Annotated in this window: 12 protein-coding genes, 2 tRNA genes and 3 rRNA genes; 6 read left to right on the top strand and 11 right to left on the bottom strand. The window is 61.8% G+C overall.

The genetic code is table 11. The annotated features are described in order from the left end of the window. Nucleotides 1-466 precede the first annotated feature (466 nt). Nucleotides 467-895, bottom strand: coding sequence for a hotdog fold thioesterase (locus tag ACTWJ5_RS10915; protein ID WP_009618548.1), 429 nt, complete (start codon nucleotides 893-895; stop codon nucleotides 467-469). 17 nt (nucleotides 896-912) lie between these two features. Then, nucleotides 913-2,580: an AMP-binding protein gene (locus tag ACTWJ5_RS10910; protein ID WP_253411884.1), complete on the bottom strand. Its 1,668-nt coding sequence runs from the start codon at nucleotides 2,578-2,580 to the stop codon at nucleotides 913-915. A gap of 195 nt (nucleotides 2,581-2,775) precedes the next feature. On the opposite strand from ACTWJ5_RS10910, the gene ACTWJ5_RS10905 reads away from it, so the two are divergent. Continuing rightward, on the top strand, nucleotides 2,776-3,267 hold the full coding sequence (locus ACTWJ5_RS10905) for an MgtC/SapB family protein (protein ID WP_074984920.1): 492 nt from the start codon (nucleotides 2,776-2,778) through the stop codon (nucleotides 3,265-3,267). Between the two features lie 44 nt (nucleotides 3,268-3,311). Here ACTWJ5_RS10905 and sixA read toward each other — a convergent pair whose 3' ends face one another. Genes sixA through ACTWJ5_RS10890 form a run of 3 tightly spaced genes read right to left on the bottom strand, consistent with a single transcriptional unit; the run spans nucleotide 3,312 to nucleotide 5,159 of the window. Next, nucleotides 3,312-3,776, bottom strand: coding sequence for a phosphohistidine phosphatase SixA (sixA, locus tag ACTWJ5_RS10900; RefSeq protein WP_043272187.1), 465 nt, complete (start codon nucleotides 3,774-3,776; stop codon nucleotides 3,312-3,314). Then, nucleotides 3,773-4,099 (bottom strand): DUF4389 domain-containing protein, encoded by a 327-nt coding sequence (locus tag ACTWJ5_RS10895; RefSeq protein ID WP_370311548.1) that lies wholly within the window; start codon nucleotides 4,097-4,099, stop codon nucleotides 3,773-3,775. Before ACTWJ5_RS10895 ends, sixA begins: the two co-directional genes overlap by 4 nt. A 37-nt stretch (nucleotides 4,100-4,136) precedes the next feature. After that, nucleotides 4,137-5,159: an NAD(P)H-dependent glycerol-3-phosphate dehydrogenase gene (locus ACTWJ5_RS10890; protein WP_009618538.1), complete on the bottom strand. Its 1,023-nt coding sequence runs from the start codon at nucleotides 5,157-5,159 to the stop codon at nucleotides 4,137-4,139. A gap of 197 nt (nucleotides 5,160-5,356) precedes the next feature. On the opposite strand from ACTWJ5_RS10890, the gene ACTWJ5_RS10885 reads away from it, so the two are divergent. The 3 genes from ACTWJ5_RS10885 (at nucleotide 5,357) to fabB (ending at nucleotide 9,271) form a co-directional block, all read left to right on the top strand. Further along, a complete protein-coding gene (locus tag ACTWJ5_RS10885; RefSeq protein WP_043314254.1) occupies nucleotides 5,357-7,285 on the top strand; it encodes an ATP-binding protein in 1,929 nt (642 codons plus the stop codon). A gap of 241 nt (nucleotides 7,286-7,526) precedes the next feature. Then, the gene (gene fabA / locus ACTWJ5_RS10880) at nucleotides 7,527-8,042 is read left to right on the top strand and encodes a 3-hydroxyacyl-[acyl-carrier-protein] dehydratase FabA (RefSeq protein ID WP_009618534.1); all 516 of its coding nucleotides are present in this window, start codon (nucleotides 7,527-7,529) and stop codon (nucleotides 8,040-8,042) included. Nucleotides 8,043-8,053: 11 nt separating this feature from the next. Continuing rightward, nucleotides 8,054-9,271 carry a beta-ketoacyl-ACP synthase I gene (gene fabB, locus ACTWJ5_RS10875; RefSeq protein WP_061562189.1) on the top strand — a complete coding sequence of 406 codons (1,218 nt, stop codon included), beginning with the start codon at nucleotides 8,054-8,056 and terminating at the stop codon, nucleotides 9,269-9,271. Nucleotides 9,272-9,913: 642 nt separating this feature from the next. Here fabB and rrf read toward each other — a convergent pair. The 5 genes from rrf to ACTWJ5_RS10850 all read right to left on the bottom strand — a co-directional run bounded on the left by rrf (nucleotide 9,914) and on the right by ACTWJ5_RS10850 (nucleotide 15,070). After that, nucleotides 9,914-10,029 (bottom strand): 5S ribosomal RNA (rrf, locus tag ACTWJ5_RS10870). A 134-nt stretch (nucleotides 10,030-10,163) separates the two neighbouring features. Beyond that, a 23S ribosomal RNA gene (locus ACTWJ5_RS10865) occupies nucleotides 10,164-13,054 on the bottom strand. A gap of 234 nt (nucleotides 13,055-13,288) precedes the next feature. Beyond that, nucleotides 13,289-13,364 (bottom strand) — tRNA-Ala (locus ACTWJ5_RS10860). 14 nt (nucleotides 13,365-13,378) lie between these two features. Further along, a tRNA-Ile gene (locus ACTWJ5_RS10855) sits at nucleotides 13,379-13,455 on the bottom strand. A gap of 78 nt (nucleotides 13,456-13,533) precedes the next feature. Continuing rightward, a 16S ribosomal RNA gene (locus ACTWJ5_RS10850) occupies nucleotides 13,534-15,070 on the bottom strand. Together the 16S, 23S and 5S rRNA genes with 2 tRNA genes alongside form the textbook arrangement of a ribosomal RNA operon. A gap of 136 nt (nucleotides 15,071-15,206) precedes the next feature. On the opposite strand from ACTWJ5_RS10850, the gene ACTWJ5_RS10845 reads away from it, so the two are divergent. Next, nucleotides 15,207-15,479, top strand: a complete 273-nt coding sequence (locus ACTWJ5_RS10845; protein ID WP_444438488.1) for a hypothetical protein — start codon at nucleotides 15,207-15,209, stop codon at nucleotides 15,477-15,479. A 123-nt stretch (nucleotides 15,480-15,602) separates the two neighbouring features. Here ACTWJ5_RS10845 and ACTWJ5_RS10840 read toward each other — a convergent pair whose 3' ends face one another. Then, nucleotides 15,603-16,412: a hypothetical protein gene (locus tag ACTWJ5_RS10840; protein ID WP_444438486.1), complete on the bottom strand. Its 810-nt coding sequence runs from the start codon at nucleotides 16,410-16,412 to the stop codon at nucleotides 15,603-15,605. A gap of 69 nt (nucleotides 16,413-16,481) precedes the next feature. Here ACTWJ5_RS10840 and ACTWJ5_RS10835 point away from each other — a divergent pair, with 69 nt between their 5' ends. Continuing rightward, nucleotides 16,482-16,784, top strand: a complete 303-nt coding sequence (locus tag ACTWJ5_RS10835) for a hypothetical protein (RefSeq protein WP_249920242.1) — start codon at nucleotides 16,482-16,484, stop codon at nucleotides 16,782-16,784. Nucleotides 16,785-16,786: the final 2 nt, after the last annotated feature.

Below are 16,786 nucleotides of genomic sequence, written 5' to 3'. Positions count from 1 at the left end.
TACCTGCGACTTTGGGTGTTGGGCTTTAGAGCCCCCTCTCCCTAACCCTCTCCCTGAAGGGAGAGGGGACTGTTCGGCATGCACTGTTATCTCGACGCTCGCCGGCAAGCACGATGGTATCCGGCTGAAACCTTGCCCCTATCGGCACGGACTAGCTCCCTCTCCCTTCAGGGAGAGGGCTGGGGAGAGGGGCTCTTAGACCTGTCAACGATGTTCCGGCACCAGCCGAAAATCTCGGACAAAGCCCTCTCCTACCATACGGGCAGGCCCGGCTTCTCGTAGGAGCGAGTTTGCTCGCGAACAGACTCCGCTGCGGGGCTCATTCGCGAGCAAGCTCGCTCCTACGAAGAGCATCCCGGCGCGGGCTGCAAGACTACGCCACCCCAGCCATGGCGTTCTCATGTAAGAGCGCGCCCTGCGCGCGAAATCGCGGGCAGGGCCCGCTCCTACAGGTCTTCCGTATCGCCTAGCGCTCCAGCGGCACTATGGCCATGGTCAGCCGCGAGATGCAGCTGGGCTTGCCGTCGTCGCCATGCAGGCGGATTTCCCAGACGTGGGTGGAGCGGCCGAGGTGCACCGCCTTCGCCACCGCCGTCACCCGCCCGCTGCGCAGGCCGCGCAGGTGGTTGGCGTTCACCTCCAGGCCCACGCAGTAGTACTTGCTGGTGTCGATGCACAGGTAGCTGGCGGTGGAGCCGACGGTTTCCGCCAGCACCACCGAGGCGCCGCCGTGCAGCAGGCCGTAGGGCTGGTGGGTGCGCGCGTCCACCACCATGCTGGCGGTCAGCGAGTCGTCATCCACCGCCTCGAAGCGGATGTCCAGGACCTCGCCGATGGTCTTCTTCAGGTTGGCGTTGAGCGCCTCCAGGTCGGGCGTAGTGCGCCACTGGCTCATGCATTCACTCCCGGCAGTCAGTCATGCCACTGCACCGCTTCGCGGCGCTCGGCCCATTCGTTGAAACGCGCGCCGTAGGTGGATTCCACCACGTTGCGCTTGATCTTCAGGGTAGGCGTGAGGAAGCCGTTGTCCACGCTCCACACCTCCTTCACCAGCACCAACCCGGCCAGGCGCTCGTGCTTGTCCAGCTCGCCGTTGACCTCCTCCACCAGCTGCCGCAGGCTCTCCTCCAACTGCGAGCGCGAGCCGTTGGCGGCCTCCTGGCGGCCGACCTCGGACAGCACGCACAGCCCCAGCGGCGCCACCAGGCCGTCGCCGACCACGCAGATCTGCTCGATGCGCGAATGCACCGCCAGGCGGTTCTCGATGGGCGCCGGGGCGACGTACTTGCCCTTGCCGGTCTTGAAGATTTCCTTGAGCCGGCCGGTCAGGCGCAGGTTGCTGTCGGCGTCCTGCTCGCCCTTGTCGCCGGTGCGCAGGTAGCCGTCCTCGGTGAGGGTCTCGGCGGTGCGCTCGGGGTCCTTGTAGTAGCCGAGCATGGTCGCGCCGCTGCGCACCTGCACCTCGCCCTCGTCGCTGATGCGCACTTCCACCCCGGGGCTGGACTGGCCGATCCAGCCTTCGCGCTGCTTGCCCGGGCGGCACACGTGGGAATAGCCGCAGTTCTCGGTCATGCCGTAGACCTCCAGCACGCTCAGCCCCAGGCGCTTGTACCAGTCGAGCAGCGCCGGCGGCACCGGCGCCGCGCCGCACAGGGCGTAGCGCACCGCATCCAGGCCGAGGCCGGCGAGCACCTTGCGCCCGACCAGGCGGCCGACGATGGGCAGGCGCAGCAGGCGGTCGAGCTTCTGCGCCGGCATCTGCGCGTAGACGCCCATCTGGAACTTGGTCCAGATCCGCGGCACGCCGAAGAACACCGTGGGCCGCGCGCGGCGCATGTCGGCGATGAAGGTGTCCAGGCTGTCGGCGAAGAAGATCGTCTGCCCGGCGTAGATCGAGGCCATCTCCACGAACATCCGCTCGGCCACGTGGCACAACGGCAGGTAGGACAGCAGGCGGTCCTCCTCGCCGACGCCGAACAGTTGCATGGCGCGGCTGGCGGCGAAGTCGAAGTTGGCGTAGGAATGCATCACGCCCTTGGGCGTGCCCGTGGTGCCGGAGGTATAGATGATGGTGGCGAGGCTGGCGGGGTCCGGCAGCGGCACCTCCTGCAGCGGCTCGCAGGCCTGCAGGTCGTCCCAGCTGTGGTCGAAGCGCCCTGCCGGATGCAGCGGCAGGGACACGCTGAGCACCCCGGCCGGCAGCCCGGGCGCCATCGCCGGCCAGTCGTCGAGCTTGCCGACGAAGGCTACCGTGGCCTCGGAGTGGCTCAGCACCTGGCGCACCGATTCGGCGGTGAGGTTCGGGTACAGCGGCACCGAGATGTGCCCGGCCATCCAGATGGCGACGTCGGCGATGATCCAGTGCGCGCAGTTCTTCGAGATGATCGCCACGCGGCTGCCCGGCGGCAGTTGCAGGCTGCGCAGCCAGGCGGCTGCACGCCGCGCCTGGTCGCCGGCCTCGCCCCAGGTGAGGCTCTGCACCTGACCGCCCGGCAACGGCTGGACCAGGTAGCGCTTGTCCGGGTGACGCGCCTCGCGTTGCAGGAATTGCTCGAGCGGAGAACGAATTTCAGTGACCACATGCCCCTCCTTTTTTGTTGTTCTAGAGGTGTAGCGATAGATCAACCAAGCACTTGCTTGGTCGAATATTCCATGCGTCCTACAGACTGGCAAGAAGGGATATGTGAACTTTTGTAGGGAGATGCTTCAGCAGCGCATGGCGCGTCCGACGGCGAACTGCTAAAAGCAGCGGCAGGCCCCTGTGGAAAGCTGCCCATGCCGTTCATCACCGACAGCGCGCTGGCCGAGTTGGCGCTGCTGTTCAACCTGCTCTGCGCCACGCTGTTCGGCGGCCTGATCGGCCTCAACCGCCAGTTGCACCACCGCCCCGCCGGGCTGCGCACCCACGCCCTCACCGCCCTGGCCGCGGCGCTGGCGATCACGGTGATCCAGCAATTGCAGCCGGGCACCGCGGATGCCGCCAGCCGCGTGGCCCAGGGCGTGCTCACCGGCATCGGTTTCATCGGCGCGGGGGTCATCGTCCACCACGAGCGCCGCTACCGCGTCGAGGGGCTGACTACCGCCGCGACCATCTGGGTCTCGTCGATGCTCGGCCTGGCCTGTGGCACCGGGCACGTACTGACCGCCGCCGTCGGCCTGGCGCTGACCTTGCTGATCCTGGTGCTGGGCAACCGCCTGGAACAGCGCCTGGCCGGACGCGGGCCGAACGATGACGTCAGCCTGACGGACGACGACAAACCGAATTGACCCGCAGAAACGCCAAGGCCCCGCGAGGGGCCCTGGCGGAACCGTCAACCGCGTCCGGGATGGTAGAGGGAAACCAGCGTCATCAGCCCCGCCAGCGGCCCCTCGCCTTCCAGTTCGGCCAGGGAGGCGGTGGCCATCGGCAGCGCCTCGTCGCGGCTGCCGTGCACCAGCAGCCCGCCCAGGGAACCGATCAGCGGCTGGTGGCTGACCAGCAGCAGGTTGCGCTCGCTGCGGTTGTCGAGAAAGCGCAGCACGTCGCGAGGATCGTCGTCCGGCGTCAGCCAGGGCGCGGTGCCCACCGCGCCGTCGAAGCCCAGCGCCTCGCGCACCAGTTCGGCGGTCTGCTGGGCGCGCACGTAGGGGCTGGCCAGGATGCCGTCCAGCGGGTGGCCGGCCAGGTGCCCGGCGCTCTGCAGCACTTCCTTGCGGCCATGGGCGGTCAGCTCCCGCTCGGCGTCGCGGCGGGCCTGGGGTTCGGCCTGGCCGTGGCGCAGCAGCCAGATCCTCACAACTTCGGCTCCTCGTCGCGCGCCGGGTGCGGCGCCGGCGGCACGGCGTGGGCGGCTTCGCCCTCGGGGGCGCGGGCGGCCGGCCAGTCGGCGAAGGGCCAGGGTTTCTCGTCGCTGTTGAAGGTGCCGAAGCGGCCGATCTGCGCCAGGTACTGGCTGAGGCTGTCGCCGAAGGCCAGCAGGCTGGCGCTGGGCGCGCCGTAGATGATGCGGTAGACCAGTTGCACCACCACCACGGCGCCGAGCAGCATCTGCGCGACGTACCACACCAGGGCGAACAGCAGCATCCAGAGGATGCGCAGGGCCAGGGATTCCTTGTTCATACGGTCGGCCAAACGATCAGCGGACATGGGTATCTCCTCAGAAGCCACTGGTGGGAATGAAGTCGGTGTCGGTCTTCGGCTCGCCGCTCATCAGCGCCTGGATCACCTGGGCCAGGGTGCGCCCGCCGAAGAGGATGGCGTAGAGCCCGGCGACCAGCGGCATGTAGACGCCCAGCTCGTCGGCCTTGGCCTTGAGCACCTTGAGGGTGTTCACCCCTTCGGCGGTCTCGCCCATGCGAGCGACGGCGTCGTCGAGGCTCAGACCCTCGCCCAAGGCGAAGCCGACCTGATAGTTGCGGCTTTTCGGTGACGAACAGGTGACGATCAGGTCGCCCACCCCGGCCAGGCCGAGGAAGGTCATGGGGTTGGCGCCGAGCTTGACGGCGAAGCGCGTCATCTCCGCCAGGGCACGGGTGATCAGCATGCCCTTGGTGTTCTCGCCCATGCCCAGGGCCGCGGCCATGCCGGCGATGATGGCGTAGACGTTCTTCAGCGCGCCGCCCAGTTCGACGCCAAAGCGGTCGCCGCTGGCGTAGACGCGGAAGGTGCGACCATGCAGCGCTTCCTGCACGCGGCTGCAGAGCGCCTCGTCCTCGCTGGCGACCACGGTGGCGGTCAGCTCATGCTCGGCGATCTCGCGGGCCAGGTTCGGCCCGGAAATGACCGCGATGCGCGCGGCGGGGGCGATCTCCTCGAGAATCTGGCTCATCAGTTTGAAGCTCTGCGCCTCGATGCCCTTGGTCAGGCTGACCAGCGACTTGCCCGCCAGTTGCCCGGCGAAGGGCTCCAGCACCTTGCGCAGCGCGCTGGAGGGCACGGCGACGAAGATGAGTTCGCAATCGTTCAGGGTCGCTGCGAGGTCGGTGACCGGCTCGACGTTCTCGTGGATGCGCACGCCCTTGAGGTAGCGCGGGTTCTCGCGCAGGGCGCGGATGCTCGCGGCCTGCTCCTCGTCGCGCATCCATTGGCGCACGCGTTGGCCGTTCTCCGCCAGCAGGTTGGCGAAGGCGGTGCCGAAACTGCCGCCGCCCAGCACAGCGATCGGTTGCTGCTCAGTCATGTCACTTCCATCACGGGCCGCACGCGGGCGGCGATTGGGGCATTATAAGGCGCCACCGCCAGGCGGCCAGTGCACATCGCACGCTGGCAAAGCGCCCCGCCTCGTTTAACATCCGTCCCCGTAGAAAACCGAGAACAGGGCCGTTCCGTGCACGCCACGCACCATCGCCAGAATCGACCAGCCGCCGGAGAGGCACGATGACTCCGCGCAAGGGCTGGAACATCCAGAACCGCATGCTCGCCATCAGCCTCGGCCCCGCGCTGCTGTTGACCCTGCTGCTGACCGGCTACTTCACCTATTCGCGCCTGCAGGACCTGCGCCAGGAGCTCAACCACACCGGCCAGCTCATCGCCAACCAGCTCGCTCCGGCAGCGGAGTATGGCGTGCTTTCGGGCAACCTGCCGGTGCTGCAGAGCCTGCTGCGCACCACCCTGGGCACGCCGCACGTCCGCTTCATCGAGGTGCGCAACCGCAATGACGAGATCCTCGTCTACGCCGAGCAGCCGCCCAGCGACAACGGCCAGGTCGCGCCCAAGATCGAGGTGTTCCACGCCGCCATCCAGCGCGAGCACGTCGCCCCCGAGGTGCCGGGCGACGCCGCCACGCTGCGCCACACACCGGGCCGCCAGGACCAGCCGGCCAGCGACGCCGACTACCTGGGGCGCGTGGTGGTGGGCATGGCCAACGACGCCTTCAGCGAACGCCAGCAGGAAATCCTCTTCAAGGCCAGCCTGCTGGCCTTCTTCGCCCTGCTGCTGACGCTGCTGCTGGCCCGCCGCCTGGCGCAGCGCCTGGCGGCGCCGATCAGCACCATGGCCAACGCGGTGCAGGCGATCCAGACCGGCGACTACCAGACCAGCCTGCCGGTGCTGGACAACGGCGAAGTCGGCGACCTGGCGCGGCACATCAACAACCTGGCGCGCGGCCTGCAGCAGGCCAGCAAGGAGCAGGAACGCACCATCGCCCAGCTGGTGGCGGCCCGCGAGGAGGCCGAGCAGGCCAACCGCAGCAAGTCGGACTTCCTGGCGATGATGAGCCACGAGCTGCGCACGCCGATGAACGGTGTGCTGGGCATGCTGCAACTGCTCGAGACCACCGAACTCAACCACGAGCAGGCCGAATACACGGCGCTGGCCACCGAGTCCACCGAGCACCTGCTCAAGGTCATCAACGACATCCTCGACTTCTCGCGCATCGAGCGCGGCGCCCTGGAACTGGAGCGCATCCCCTTCAACGTGCTGGAGCTGATCCAGGGCTCGCTGCTGGCCTTCCAGCACAGCGCCCAGCAGCGCGGCCTGACGCTGCGCATGGACGTCCAGCCCGGGCTGGAGCACCTGGAGGTGCGGGGCGACCCGACGCGCCTGCGGCAGATCCTGGTCAACCTGCTGGGCAACGCGCTGAAATTCACCGAGGAAGGCGCCATCCGTCTGGAAGTCCGCTGGCAGGCCCTGGACGACGAAGTGCTGTGGCTGACCTGCGCGGTCAACGACAGCGGCATCGGCATCTCCCCGGAACGCCTGGAGCACATGTTCGAGGCCTTCAAGCAGGCCGACTCGTCCACCTCGCGGCGCTACGGCGGCACCGGCCTGGGCCTGGCCATCGCCCGCACCCTGGCCGAGCGCATGGGCGGCACCCTGCAGGCATCCAGCGAGGAAGGCCTGGGCTCGACCTTCACCCTGGAGATTCCCCTGCCCTTCCAGGCACGCAGCCTGGGAGCGGCCGAACGCGCCCTGCGCGCTTCGGAGCAGGCCACCGGCCAGTCGGTGCTGCTGGTGGAGGACAACCCGGTGAATCAAACGGTCATAGAAGCCATGTTGCGCAGCCTCGGCTATCGCGTCACTCTGGTCGGCGATGGCGCGCAGGCGGTGCGCACGGCAGAACGTAACGAATTCGATGCCATCCTCATGGATTGCCGCCTGCCGCTGCTCAACGGCTACGAGGCCACGCGACAGATTCGCGCACTTCCCGGACGCCAGCAGGTGCCGATCATCGCCCTGACCGCCAATGCCCTGCAGGGCGATCGCGAGCTGTGCCTGGAGTCAGGCATGGACGATTACCTGGCCAAGCCGTTCAAGCGCGCTGATCTACAGAAAATTCTGCAGCGCTGGTTGACCTCCGGGCGTTGATCCGCGGGGCCTGTTCGCCCAAACTCGTGGGCCTGCGAGGCTGATCGGCAAAATGCACGCCCAGCTGGAGCAACAGAGGCACCGGAAGAAAGTGAACAACCGTTCGCCCGGTGCTGTGACTTTAACCGACAGGCAATAGTCTATGACTAGGCTGCCGCAGGACGCCGCTACAAGAATGAGGCGCGCGGAGCCGCAGGACGATCGATTTCGCCCTGCCGTTCAGGATTTTTGAGGAGCTCGCATGACCAAACAACACGCCTTCACCCGAGAAGACCTGCTGCGCTGCAGCCGCGGCGAGCTCTTCGGCCCGGGTAATGCGCAACTGCCCGCCCCGAACATGCTGATGATCGACCGCATCACTCACATCAGCGACGTCGGCGGCAAGTATGGCAAGGGCGAACTGGTCGCCGAGCTGGACATCAACCCCGACCTCTGGTTCTTCGCCTGCCACTTCGAAGGCGACCCGGTGATGCCGGGCTGCCTGGGCCTGGACGCCATGTGGCAGCTGGTCGGCTTCTACCTCGGCTGGCAGGGCAACCCCGGCCGCGGCCGCGCCCTGGGTTCGGGCGAGGTGAAATTCTTCGGCCAGGTCCTGCCGACCGCCAAGAAAGTCACCTACAACATCCATATCAAGCGCACCATCAACCGTTCGCTGGTCCTGGCCATCGCCGATGGCAGCGTCAGCGTCGATGGCCGCGAAATCTACAGCGCCGAAGGCCTTCGCGTCGGCCTGTTCACCTCCACTGACAGCTTCTAAGGGTAATCCGCATGCGTCGCGTCGTGATCACCGGCCTGGGCATCGTATCCTGCCTGGGCAATGACAAAGACACCGTCTCCGCCAACCTGCGCGCCGGCCGTGCCGGTATCCGCCATAACCAGTCGTACGTCGACATGGGGCTGCGCAGCCACGTCTCCGGCTCGGTGAACCTCAACCTCGAAGAGCTGATCGACCGCAAGGTGTTCCGCTTCATGGGCGACGCCGCGGCCTATGCCTACCTGGCGATGGAACAGGCGATCAAGGACTCCGGCCTGACCGAAGAGCAGATCTCCAACCCGCGCACCGGCCTGATCGCCGGCTCCGGCGGCGCCTCCACCCTGAACCAGATGGAAGCCATCGACACCCTGCGCGAGAAGGGCGTCAAGCGCATCGGCCCATACCGCGTCACCCGCACCATGGGCAGCACCGTTTCCGCCTGCCTGGCCACTCCCTTCCAGATCAAGGGCGTGAACTACTCCATCTCCTCGGCCTGCGCCACCAGCGCGCATTGCATCGGCAATGCCATGGAACAGATCATGATGGGCAAGCAGGACGTCGTCTTCGCCGGCGGCGGTGAAGAAGAGCACTGGAGCCAGAGCTGCCTGTTCGACGCCATGGGCGCCCTCTCCACCCAGTACAACGACACCCCGGAAAAGGCCTCCCGCGCCTACGACGCCAAGCGTGACGGCTTCGTCATCGCCGGCGGCGGCGGCATGGTGGTGGTCGAGGAACTGGAGCATGCGCTCAAGCGCGGCGCCAAGATCTATGCCGAGATCATCGGCTACGGCGCCACCTCCGACGGCTACGACATGGTCGCCCCGAGCGGCGAAGGCGCCATCCGCTGCATGCAGCAGGCGCTGTCCACCGTCGACACCCCGATCGATTACCTGAACACCCACGGCACCTCCACCCCGGTGGGCGACGTGGCGGAAATCCGCGGCATCCGCGAAGTCTTCGGCGGCAAGGCCCCGGCCATCAGCTCCACCAAGAGCCTGTCCGGCCACTCCCTGGGCGCCGCCGGCGTGCACGAGGCGATCTATTGCCTGCTGATGATGCAGGGCAACTTCATCGCCGGTTCCGCCAACATCGACGAGCTGGACCCGGAAGTCGCCGACATGCCGATCCTGCGCGAGACCCGCGAGAACGCCAAGCTCGACACCGTGATGAGCAACAGCTTCGGCTTCGGCGGCACCAACGCCACCCTGGTGCTGCGCCGCTTCAACGGCTGATCGTTCGCTCGATACAGAAAAGGCGCCCTTCGGGGCGCCTTTTTTGTTGCCTGCGTTTCTTGGTCGCCGAAGGCCCGCGGAAGGGAAGCGAAACACGCAGGGCGGATAACCGTTCGCGGTTACCCGCCGATGGCCCTGGTGCCGAAGCCGACGGCAGATAACGCTTGGGGCGTTATGCGCCCTACGCCTGCGCATCGGCTCTGCTTTTCGCAGGAGACGCTTAGTCCTTGCTCGCGAACGGTGTTTGCCGGCGTCAGCGGGGTTTCGGGTTGACTCCGCTCCCTCTCCCCAGCCCTCTCCCGCAAGCAGGAGAGGGGGCCGTTCGGCGTTGTCGGCACGTTTGGCGTCGACCTGAAACCTCGGTTCGCGAGCAAGCTCGCTCCTACCAAGAGCACTACAGCCTGTAGACAATTGCTCCTACGGGCGCAGGAGACACACCCTCGTAGGATGGCGTTGAGCGATACCCATCGCCATGGCCCCGCCCCCCCTGTAGGAGCGGGCCCTGCCCGCGATTCGCGCGCAGGGCGCGCTCCTACAAGGGGAATGCAATGGCGCGGGTATCTGCTCCCATCGCCCCGGCTTTTCCGCGCCCCAAAGCAAAACCCCCGACCAGCCAGGCTGATCAGGGGTTTTGGGATAGGTGCTTGACGATGACCTACTCTCACATGGGGAAACCCCACACTACCATCGGCGATGCGTCGTTTCACTGCTGAGTTCGGGATGGGATCAGGTGGTTCCAACGCTCTATGGTCGTCAAGCAATTCTTTCGGATGCTCGTGGCTTGCGCTCACGCTCACCCAGATTCGGGTATGTGACAGGTCTTCTTTGCGGTTCACACGAACTTTCGGTTCGTCGACTTCACCGTCCAACACACAAATTGTTTGGGTGTTATATGGTCAAGCCTCACGGGCAATTAGTATCGGTTAGCTCAACGCCTCACAGCGCTTACACACCCGACCTATCAACGTCGTAGTCTTCGACGGCCCTTCAGGGGAATCAAGTTCCCAGTGAGATCTCATCTTGAGGCTAGTTTCCCGCTTAGATGCTTTCAGCGGTTATCTATTCCGAACATAGCTACCCGGCAGTGCCACTGGCGTGACAACCGGAACACCAGAGGTTCGTCCACTCCGGTCCTCTCGTACTAGGAGCAGCCCCTCTCAAATCTCAAACGTCCACGGCAGATAGGGACCGAACTGTCTCACGACGTTCTAAACCCAGCTCGCGTACCACTTTAAATGGCGAACAGCCATACCCTTGGGACCGGCTTCAGCCCCAGGATGTGATGAGCCGACATCGAGGTGCCAAACACCGCCGTCGATATGAACTCTTGGGCGGTATCAGCCTGTTATCCCCGGAGTACCTTTTATCCGTTGAGCGATGGCCCTTCCATACAGAACCACCGGATCACTAAGACCTACTTTCGTACCTGCTCGACGTGTCTGTCTCGCAGTCAAGCGCGCTTTTGCCTTTATACTCTACGACCGATTTCCGACCGGTCTGAGCGCACCTTCGTACTCCTCCGTTACTCTTTAGGAGGAGACCGCCCCAGTCAAACTGCCCACCATACACTGTCCTCGATCCGGATAACGGATCAGAGTTAGAACCTCAAGCATGCCAGGGTGGTATTTCAAGGTTGGCTCCACGCGAACTGGCGTCCACGCTTCAAAGCCTCCCACCTATCCTACACAAGCAGGCTCAAAGTCCAGTGCAAAGCTACAGTAAAGGTTCACGGGGTCTTTCCGTCTAGCCGCGGATACACTGCATCTTCACAGCGATTTCAATTTCACTGAGTCTCGGGTGGAGACAGCGCCGCCATCGTTACGCCATTCGTGCAGGTCGGAACTTACCCGACAAGGAATTTCGCTACCTTAGGACCGTTATAGTTACGGCCGCCGTTTACCGGGGCTTCGATCAAGAGCTTCGCTTTCGCTAACCCCATCAATTAACCTTCCGGCACCGGGCAGGCGTCACACCCTATACGTCCACTTTCGTGTTTGCAGAGTGCTGTGTTTTTAATAAACAGTCGCAGCGGCCTGGTATCTTCGACCGGCGTGGGCTTACGCAGTAAATACTTCACCCTCACCGGCGCACCTTCTCCCGAAGTTACGGTGCCATTTTGCCTAGTTCCTTCACCCGAGTTCTCTCAAGCGCCTTGGTATTCTCTACCCGACCACCTGTGTCGGTTTCGGGTACGGTTCCTAGTTACCTGAAGCTTAGAAGCTTTTCCTGGAAGCATGGCATCAACCACTTCGCTCTCTAAAAGAAAGCTCGTCATCAGCTCTCGGCCTTGAACACCCGGATTTGCCTAAGTGTCCAGCCTACAACCTTAAACTTGGACAACCAACGCCAAGCTGGCCTAGCCTTCTCCGTCCCTCCATCGCAGTAACTAGAAGTACAGGAATATTAACCTGTTTCCCATCGACTACGCATTTCTGCCTCGCCTTAGGGGCCGACTAACCCTGCGTCGATTAACGTTGCGCAGGAACCCTTGGTCTTTCGGCGTGGGAGTTTTTCACTCCCATTGTCGTTACTCATGTCAGCATTCGCACTTCTGATACCTCCAGCAAGCTTCTCAACTCACCTTCACAGGCTTACAGAACGCTCCTCTACCGCGCATCTTGCGACGCACCCGTAGCTTCGGTGTGTGGTTTGAGCCCCGTTACATCTTCCGCGCAGGCCGACTCGACTAGTGAGCTATTACGCTTTCTTTAAAGGGTGGCTGCTTCTAAGCCAACCTCCTAGCTGTCTAAGCCTTCCCACATCGTTTACCACTTAACCACAACTTTGGGACCTTAGCTGACGGTCTGGGTTGTTTCCCTTTTCACGACGGACGTTAGCACCCGCCGTGTGTCTCCCACGCTGACACTTCCAGGTATTCGGAGTTTGCATCGGTTTGGTAAGTCGGGATGACCCCCTAGCCGAAACAGTGCTCTACCCCCTGGAGTGATACGTGAGGCGCTACCTAAATAGCTTTCGAGGAGAACCAGCTATCTCCGAGCTTGATTAGCCTTTCACTCCGATCCACAAGTCATCCCCTACCTTTTCAACGGGAGTGGGTTCGGTCCTCCAGTCAGTGTTACCTAACCTTCAACCTGCTCATGGATAGATCGCCCGGTTTCGGGTCTATACCCAGCGACTAAACGCCCTATTAAGACTCGCTTTCGCTACGCCTCCCCTATTCGGTTAAGCTCGCCACTGAATATAAGTCGCTGACCCATTATACAAAAGGTACGCAGTCACCCAACAAAGTGGGCTCCCACTGCTTGTACGCATACGGTTTCAGGTTCTATTTCACTCCCCTCTCCGGGGTTCTTTTCGCCTTTCCCTCACGGTACTGGTTCACTATCGGTCAGTCAGTAGTATTTAGCCTTGGAGGATGGTCCCCCCATGTTCAGACAACGTTTCACGTGCGCCGTCCTACTCGATTTCACTTCCTGGAACCTTTCACATACGGGGCTATCACCCACTATGGCCGCACTTTCCAGAGCGTTCTGTTAGATTCCAAGAAGCTTAAGGGCTAGTCCCCGTTCGCTCGCCACTACTAAGGGAATCTCGGTTGATTTCTGTTCCTCAGGGTACTTAGATGTTTCAGTTCCCCTGGTTCGCCTCACACACCTATGGATTCAGTGTGTGATAACCAGCTTATGCTGGCTGGGTTCCCCCATTCAGAGATCTCCGGATCACAGGTCGTTTGCCACCTCCCCGAAGCTTATCGCAGGCTACCACGTCTTTCATCGCCTCTGACTGCCAAGGCATCCACCGTATGCGCTTCTTCACTTGACCATATAACCCCAAGCAATCTGGTCATACGTCTCGAACGTGAAGACGACATTCGCCGAAAATTCGCGCTTGAACTCGCAAATTTTACCTTGACTTGAATGATCACCAGTGAAAGAGATCATTCAGTCTACTTCTATCACATACCCAAATTTTTAAAGAACGGTTCCGGTACAAAGACCAGACAGCAAGGTTCGTTTCTTCGAACATTCCTGTCTGAGCTTTACGACGATTCGGAGATGGTGGAGCCAAGGAGGATCGAACTCCTGACCTCCTGCGTGCAAAGCAGGCGCTCTCCCAGCTGAGCTATGGCCCCAAATCACTACGATTTGGTGGGTCTGGGCAGATTCGAACTGCCGACCTCACCCTTATCAGGGGTGCGCTCTAACCGACTGAGCTACAGACCCATAAAGGGTTGCCTAATCGTCTAACCAGTGAATCAAGCAATTCGTGTGGGAGCTTATGAGAAAGCTGAGATCTTCGATTAAGGAGGTGATCCAGCCGCAGGTTCCCCTACGGCTACCTTGTTACGACTTCACCCCAGTCATGAATCACTCCGTGGTAACCGTCCCCCTTGCGGTTAGACTAGCTACTTCTGGAGCAACCCACTCCCATGGTGTGACGGGCGGTGTGTACAAGGCCCGGGAACGTATTCACCGTGACATTCTGATTCACGATTACTAGCGATTCCGACTTCACGCAGTCGAGTTGCAGACTGCGATCCGGACTACGATCGGTTTTCTGGGATTAGCTCCACCTCGCGGCTTGGCAACCCTCTGTACCGACCATTGTAGCACGTGTGTAGCCCTGGCCGTAAGGGCCATGATGACTTGACGTCATCCCCACCTTCCTCCGGTTTGTCACCGGCAGTCTCCTTAGAGTGCCCACCATAACGTGCTGGTAACTAAGGACAAGGGTTGCGCTCGTTACGGGACTTAACCCAACATCTCACGACACGAGCTGACGACAGCCATGCAGCACCTGTGTTCCGATTCCCGAAGGCACTCCCGCATCTCTGCAGGATTCCGGACATGTCAAGGCCAGGTAAGGTTCTTCGCGTTGCTTCGAATTAAACCACATGCTCCACCGCTTGTGCGGGCCCCCGTCAATTCATTTGAGTTTTAACCTTGCGGCCGTACTCCCCAGGCGGTCGACTTATCGCGTTAGCTGCGCCACTAAGATCTCAAGGATCCCAACGGCTAGTCGACATCGTTTACGGCGTGGACTACCAGGGTATCTAATCCTGTTTGCTCCCCACGCTTTCGCACCTCAGTGTCAGTATCAGTCCAGGTGGTCGCCTTCGCCACTGGTGTTCCTTCCTATATCTACGCATTTCACCGCTACACAGGAAATTCCACCACCCTCTACCGTACTCTAGTCAGGCAGTTATGGATGCAGTTCCCAGGTTGAGCCCGGGGATTTCACATCCATCTTACCAAACCACCTACGCGCGCTTTACGCCCAGTAATTCCGATTAACGCTTGCACCCTTCGTATTACCGCGGCTGCTGGCACGAAGTTAGCCGGTGCTTATTCTGTTGGTAACGTCAAAACAGCAAGGTATTAACTTACTGCCCTTCCTCCCAACTTAAAGTGCTTTACAATCCGAAGACCTTCTTCACACACGCGGCATGGCTGGATCAGGCTTTCGCCCATTGTCCAATATTCCCCACTGCTGCCTCCCGTAGGAGTCTGGACCGTGTCTCAGTTCCAGTGTGACTGATCATCCTCTCAGACCAGTTACGGATCGTCGCCTAGGTGAGCCATTACCCCACCTACTAGCTAATCCGACCTAGGCTCATCTGATAGCGTGAGGTCCGAAGATCCCCCACTTTCTCCCGTAGGACGTATGCGGTATTAGCGCTCCTTTCGGAACGTTGTCCCCCACTACCAGGCAGATTCCTAGGCATTACTCACCCGTCCGCCGCTGAATCCAGAAGCAAGCTCCCTTCATCCGCTCGACTTGCATGTGTTAGGCCTGCCGCCAGCGTTCAATCTGAGCCATGATCAAACTCTTCAGTTCAATACTGATCGGGTTTTGAGAAAACCCTAAACTTGGCTCAGCAATCGCAAAAAACTCTCGAATTCACGAGTGTTACTTGTGATGCTGATAATCTTGCGATCACCAGTCTTAACTCACAAGCACCCACACGAATTGCTTGATTCAACTTGTTAAAGAGCAGTTGGTTGATTCTTTCGTCTCAACCGAGGCCGCGCATTCTACGCTAACCTCTTATTTCGTCAAGCGTTATTTTCAGAATTTTTCGTTCCTACTCAACCGCTTGCGCTGTCGATCGGCCGGAGCTTCTCGTCAGCGGGAGGCGCATTCTACAGCGATCAGGATCACTGTCAAGCACCTCGGCGATCTTCCTTTTGGCTCGCTGCCGGAGCAGCTGTCGAACCCAAAGGCGGCAAGTGAATCACCCGCCTGATCACCACTCCCAATTTCGAACCCGCTTAAGTGCTTGATTTTCAAGCTCTTTCAGCGCTTCGCCGCTGGAAGTGGTGCGCATTATAGGGAGTTAAAACCCCCCGTCAACGACTTTTTGAAACTTTTATTTCAGCGGCACTCTTTCCTGCAGCAGCGAGACCAGCGAGTCGAAGTCATTCATCTGATAGAGCGGCAGGTACAGCTTCCTGACCGCGCCCCTCACCTGCCCTGCCGAGCCCATGTCGCCGCTGACCACCTTCCTCTTATAGGCAACCTGCTCGTCCTGGTGCCGGTACACGTCTTCCGCCGACATCCAGAACACGCCCTTCACGCAAGGCAGGTCGTACCAATAGACGTAGGCGCACTTGCGCGCGCCCGGGCCGTTGACCACGAGCTCGCGCTGGGCGTTCAACTTGCCGGCGACGTCCAGCGTCATCGAGTGGGAATAACACTCGTAGGCCGGATTGACCTTCTGTGAGATCCGCAGGAACGGCCGGAATATGACCTTGAACTCCATCAGCAGCAGAACTTCGCCGCTTTGCACATGCCGCACCTGGAAATCCGGCATGTGCAGCTCCTGCTGATCGGCCCTTTCGATCACGAGCCCCGGAACGAGGGTATCCAGGACTTGCTGGAAGTAGGCCTCGAACACCGCCTCCAGTTCATTGCCCAGGTCGATGTCCGGGTTCTTGTCTATCTGCTTGAGCGTGGAGAGGTGAAACTTCTCGCATTCCCGACAAACCGCGTCGCCGGGTCGTTTCAGCGCTGGAACGCCCTGCGCCTCATCGAGATACATCGTCTGGTAGTAGTGGCGTGACTCCCGCTGCCAGGCGAGCAGCCTGGAGTGCCCCGCCGGAACGCGGGCGACCAGCCCCGGCGGCAACGACTCCAGCAGGTTCTGGTACAGGTTGCAGGCCTTCCATGGATTCGACATGCGCACATCTACTCCCTACAATCGACGCCCCTCAGTCATGCTACACGAAGAGATCGCACGTTCTTCATGATCAAGCTGCTCAACACCTACGAAGACCGCGACGAGGCGGAAGCCGCCGCCGAGAAGCTGACCGGCCCCAAGCGCCTGGCCAGCGAGCGCGACGACACCACCACCATCTACAACCTCTTCGGCGCCCCGACCTGGGGCAACTTCCTCCGCCTGGGCATGTACAACCTGGAGGAACTCAAGACCCTGCTGGCCAACCGGGAAAGCTGGGATGGCGCACAGCAGGCGCGTCACGCGGAAATCGCCCGGACCCTGGCCATCGTGGCCAAGAACTACGAGATCGAAGTTCCCGCCCACTGGCTGTAGCC

The organism is Pseudomonas sp. A6, assembly GCF_052367875.1.
GTDB classification, from domain to species: Bacteria; Pseudomonadota; Gammaproteobacteria; order Pseudomonadales; family Pseudomonadaceae; genus Pseudomonas; species Pseudomonas citronellolis.
Note: the sequence above shows the minus strand (reverse complement) of the source record. Positions and strands in the feature narration are given on the sequence as shown.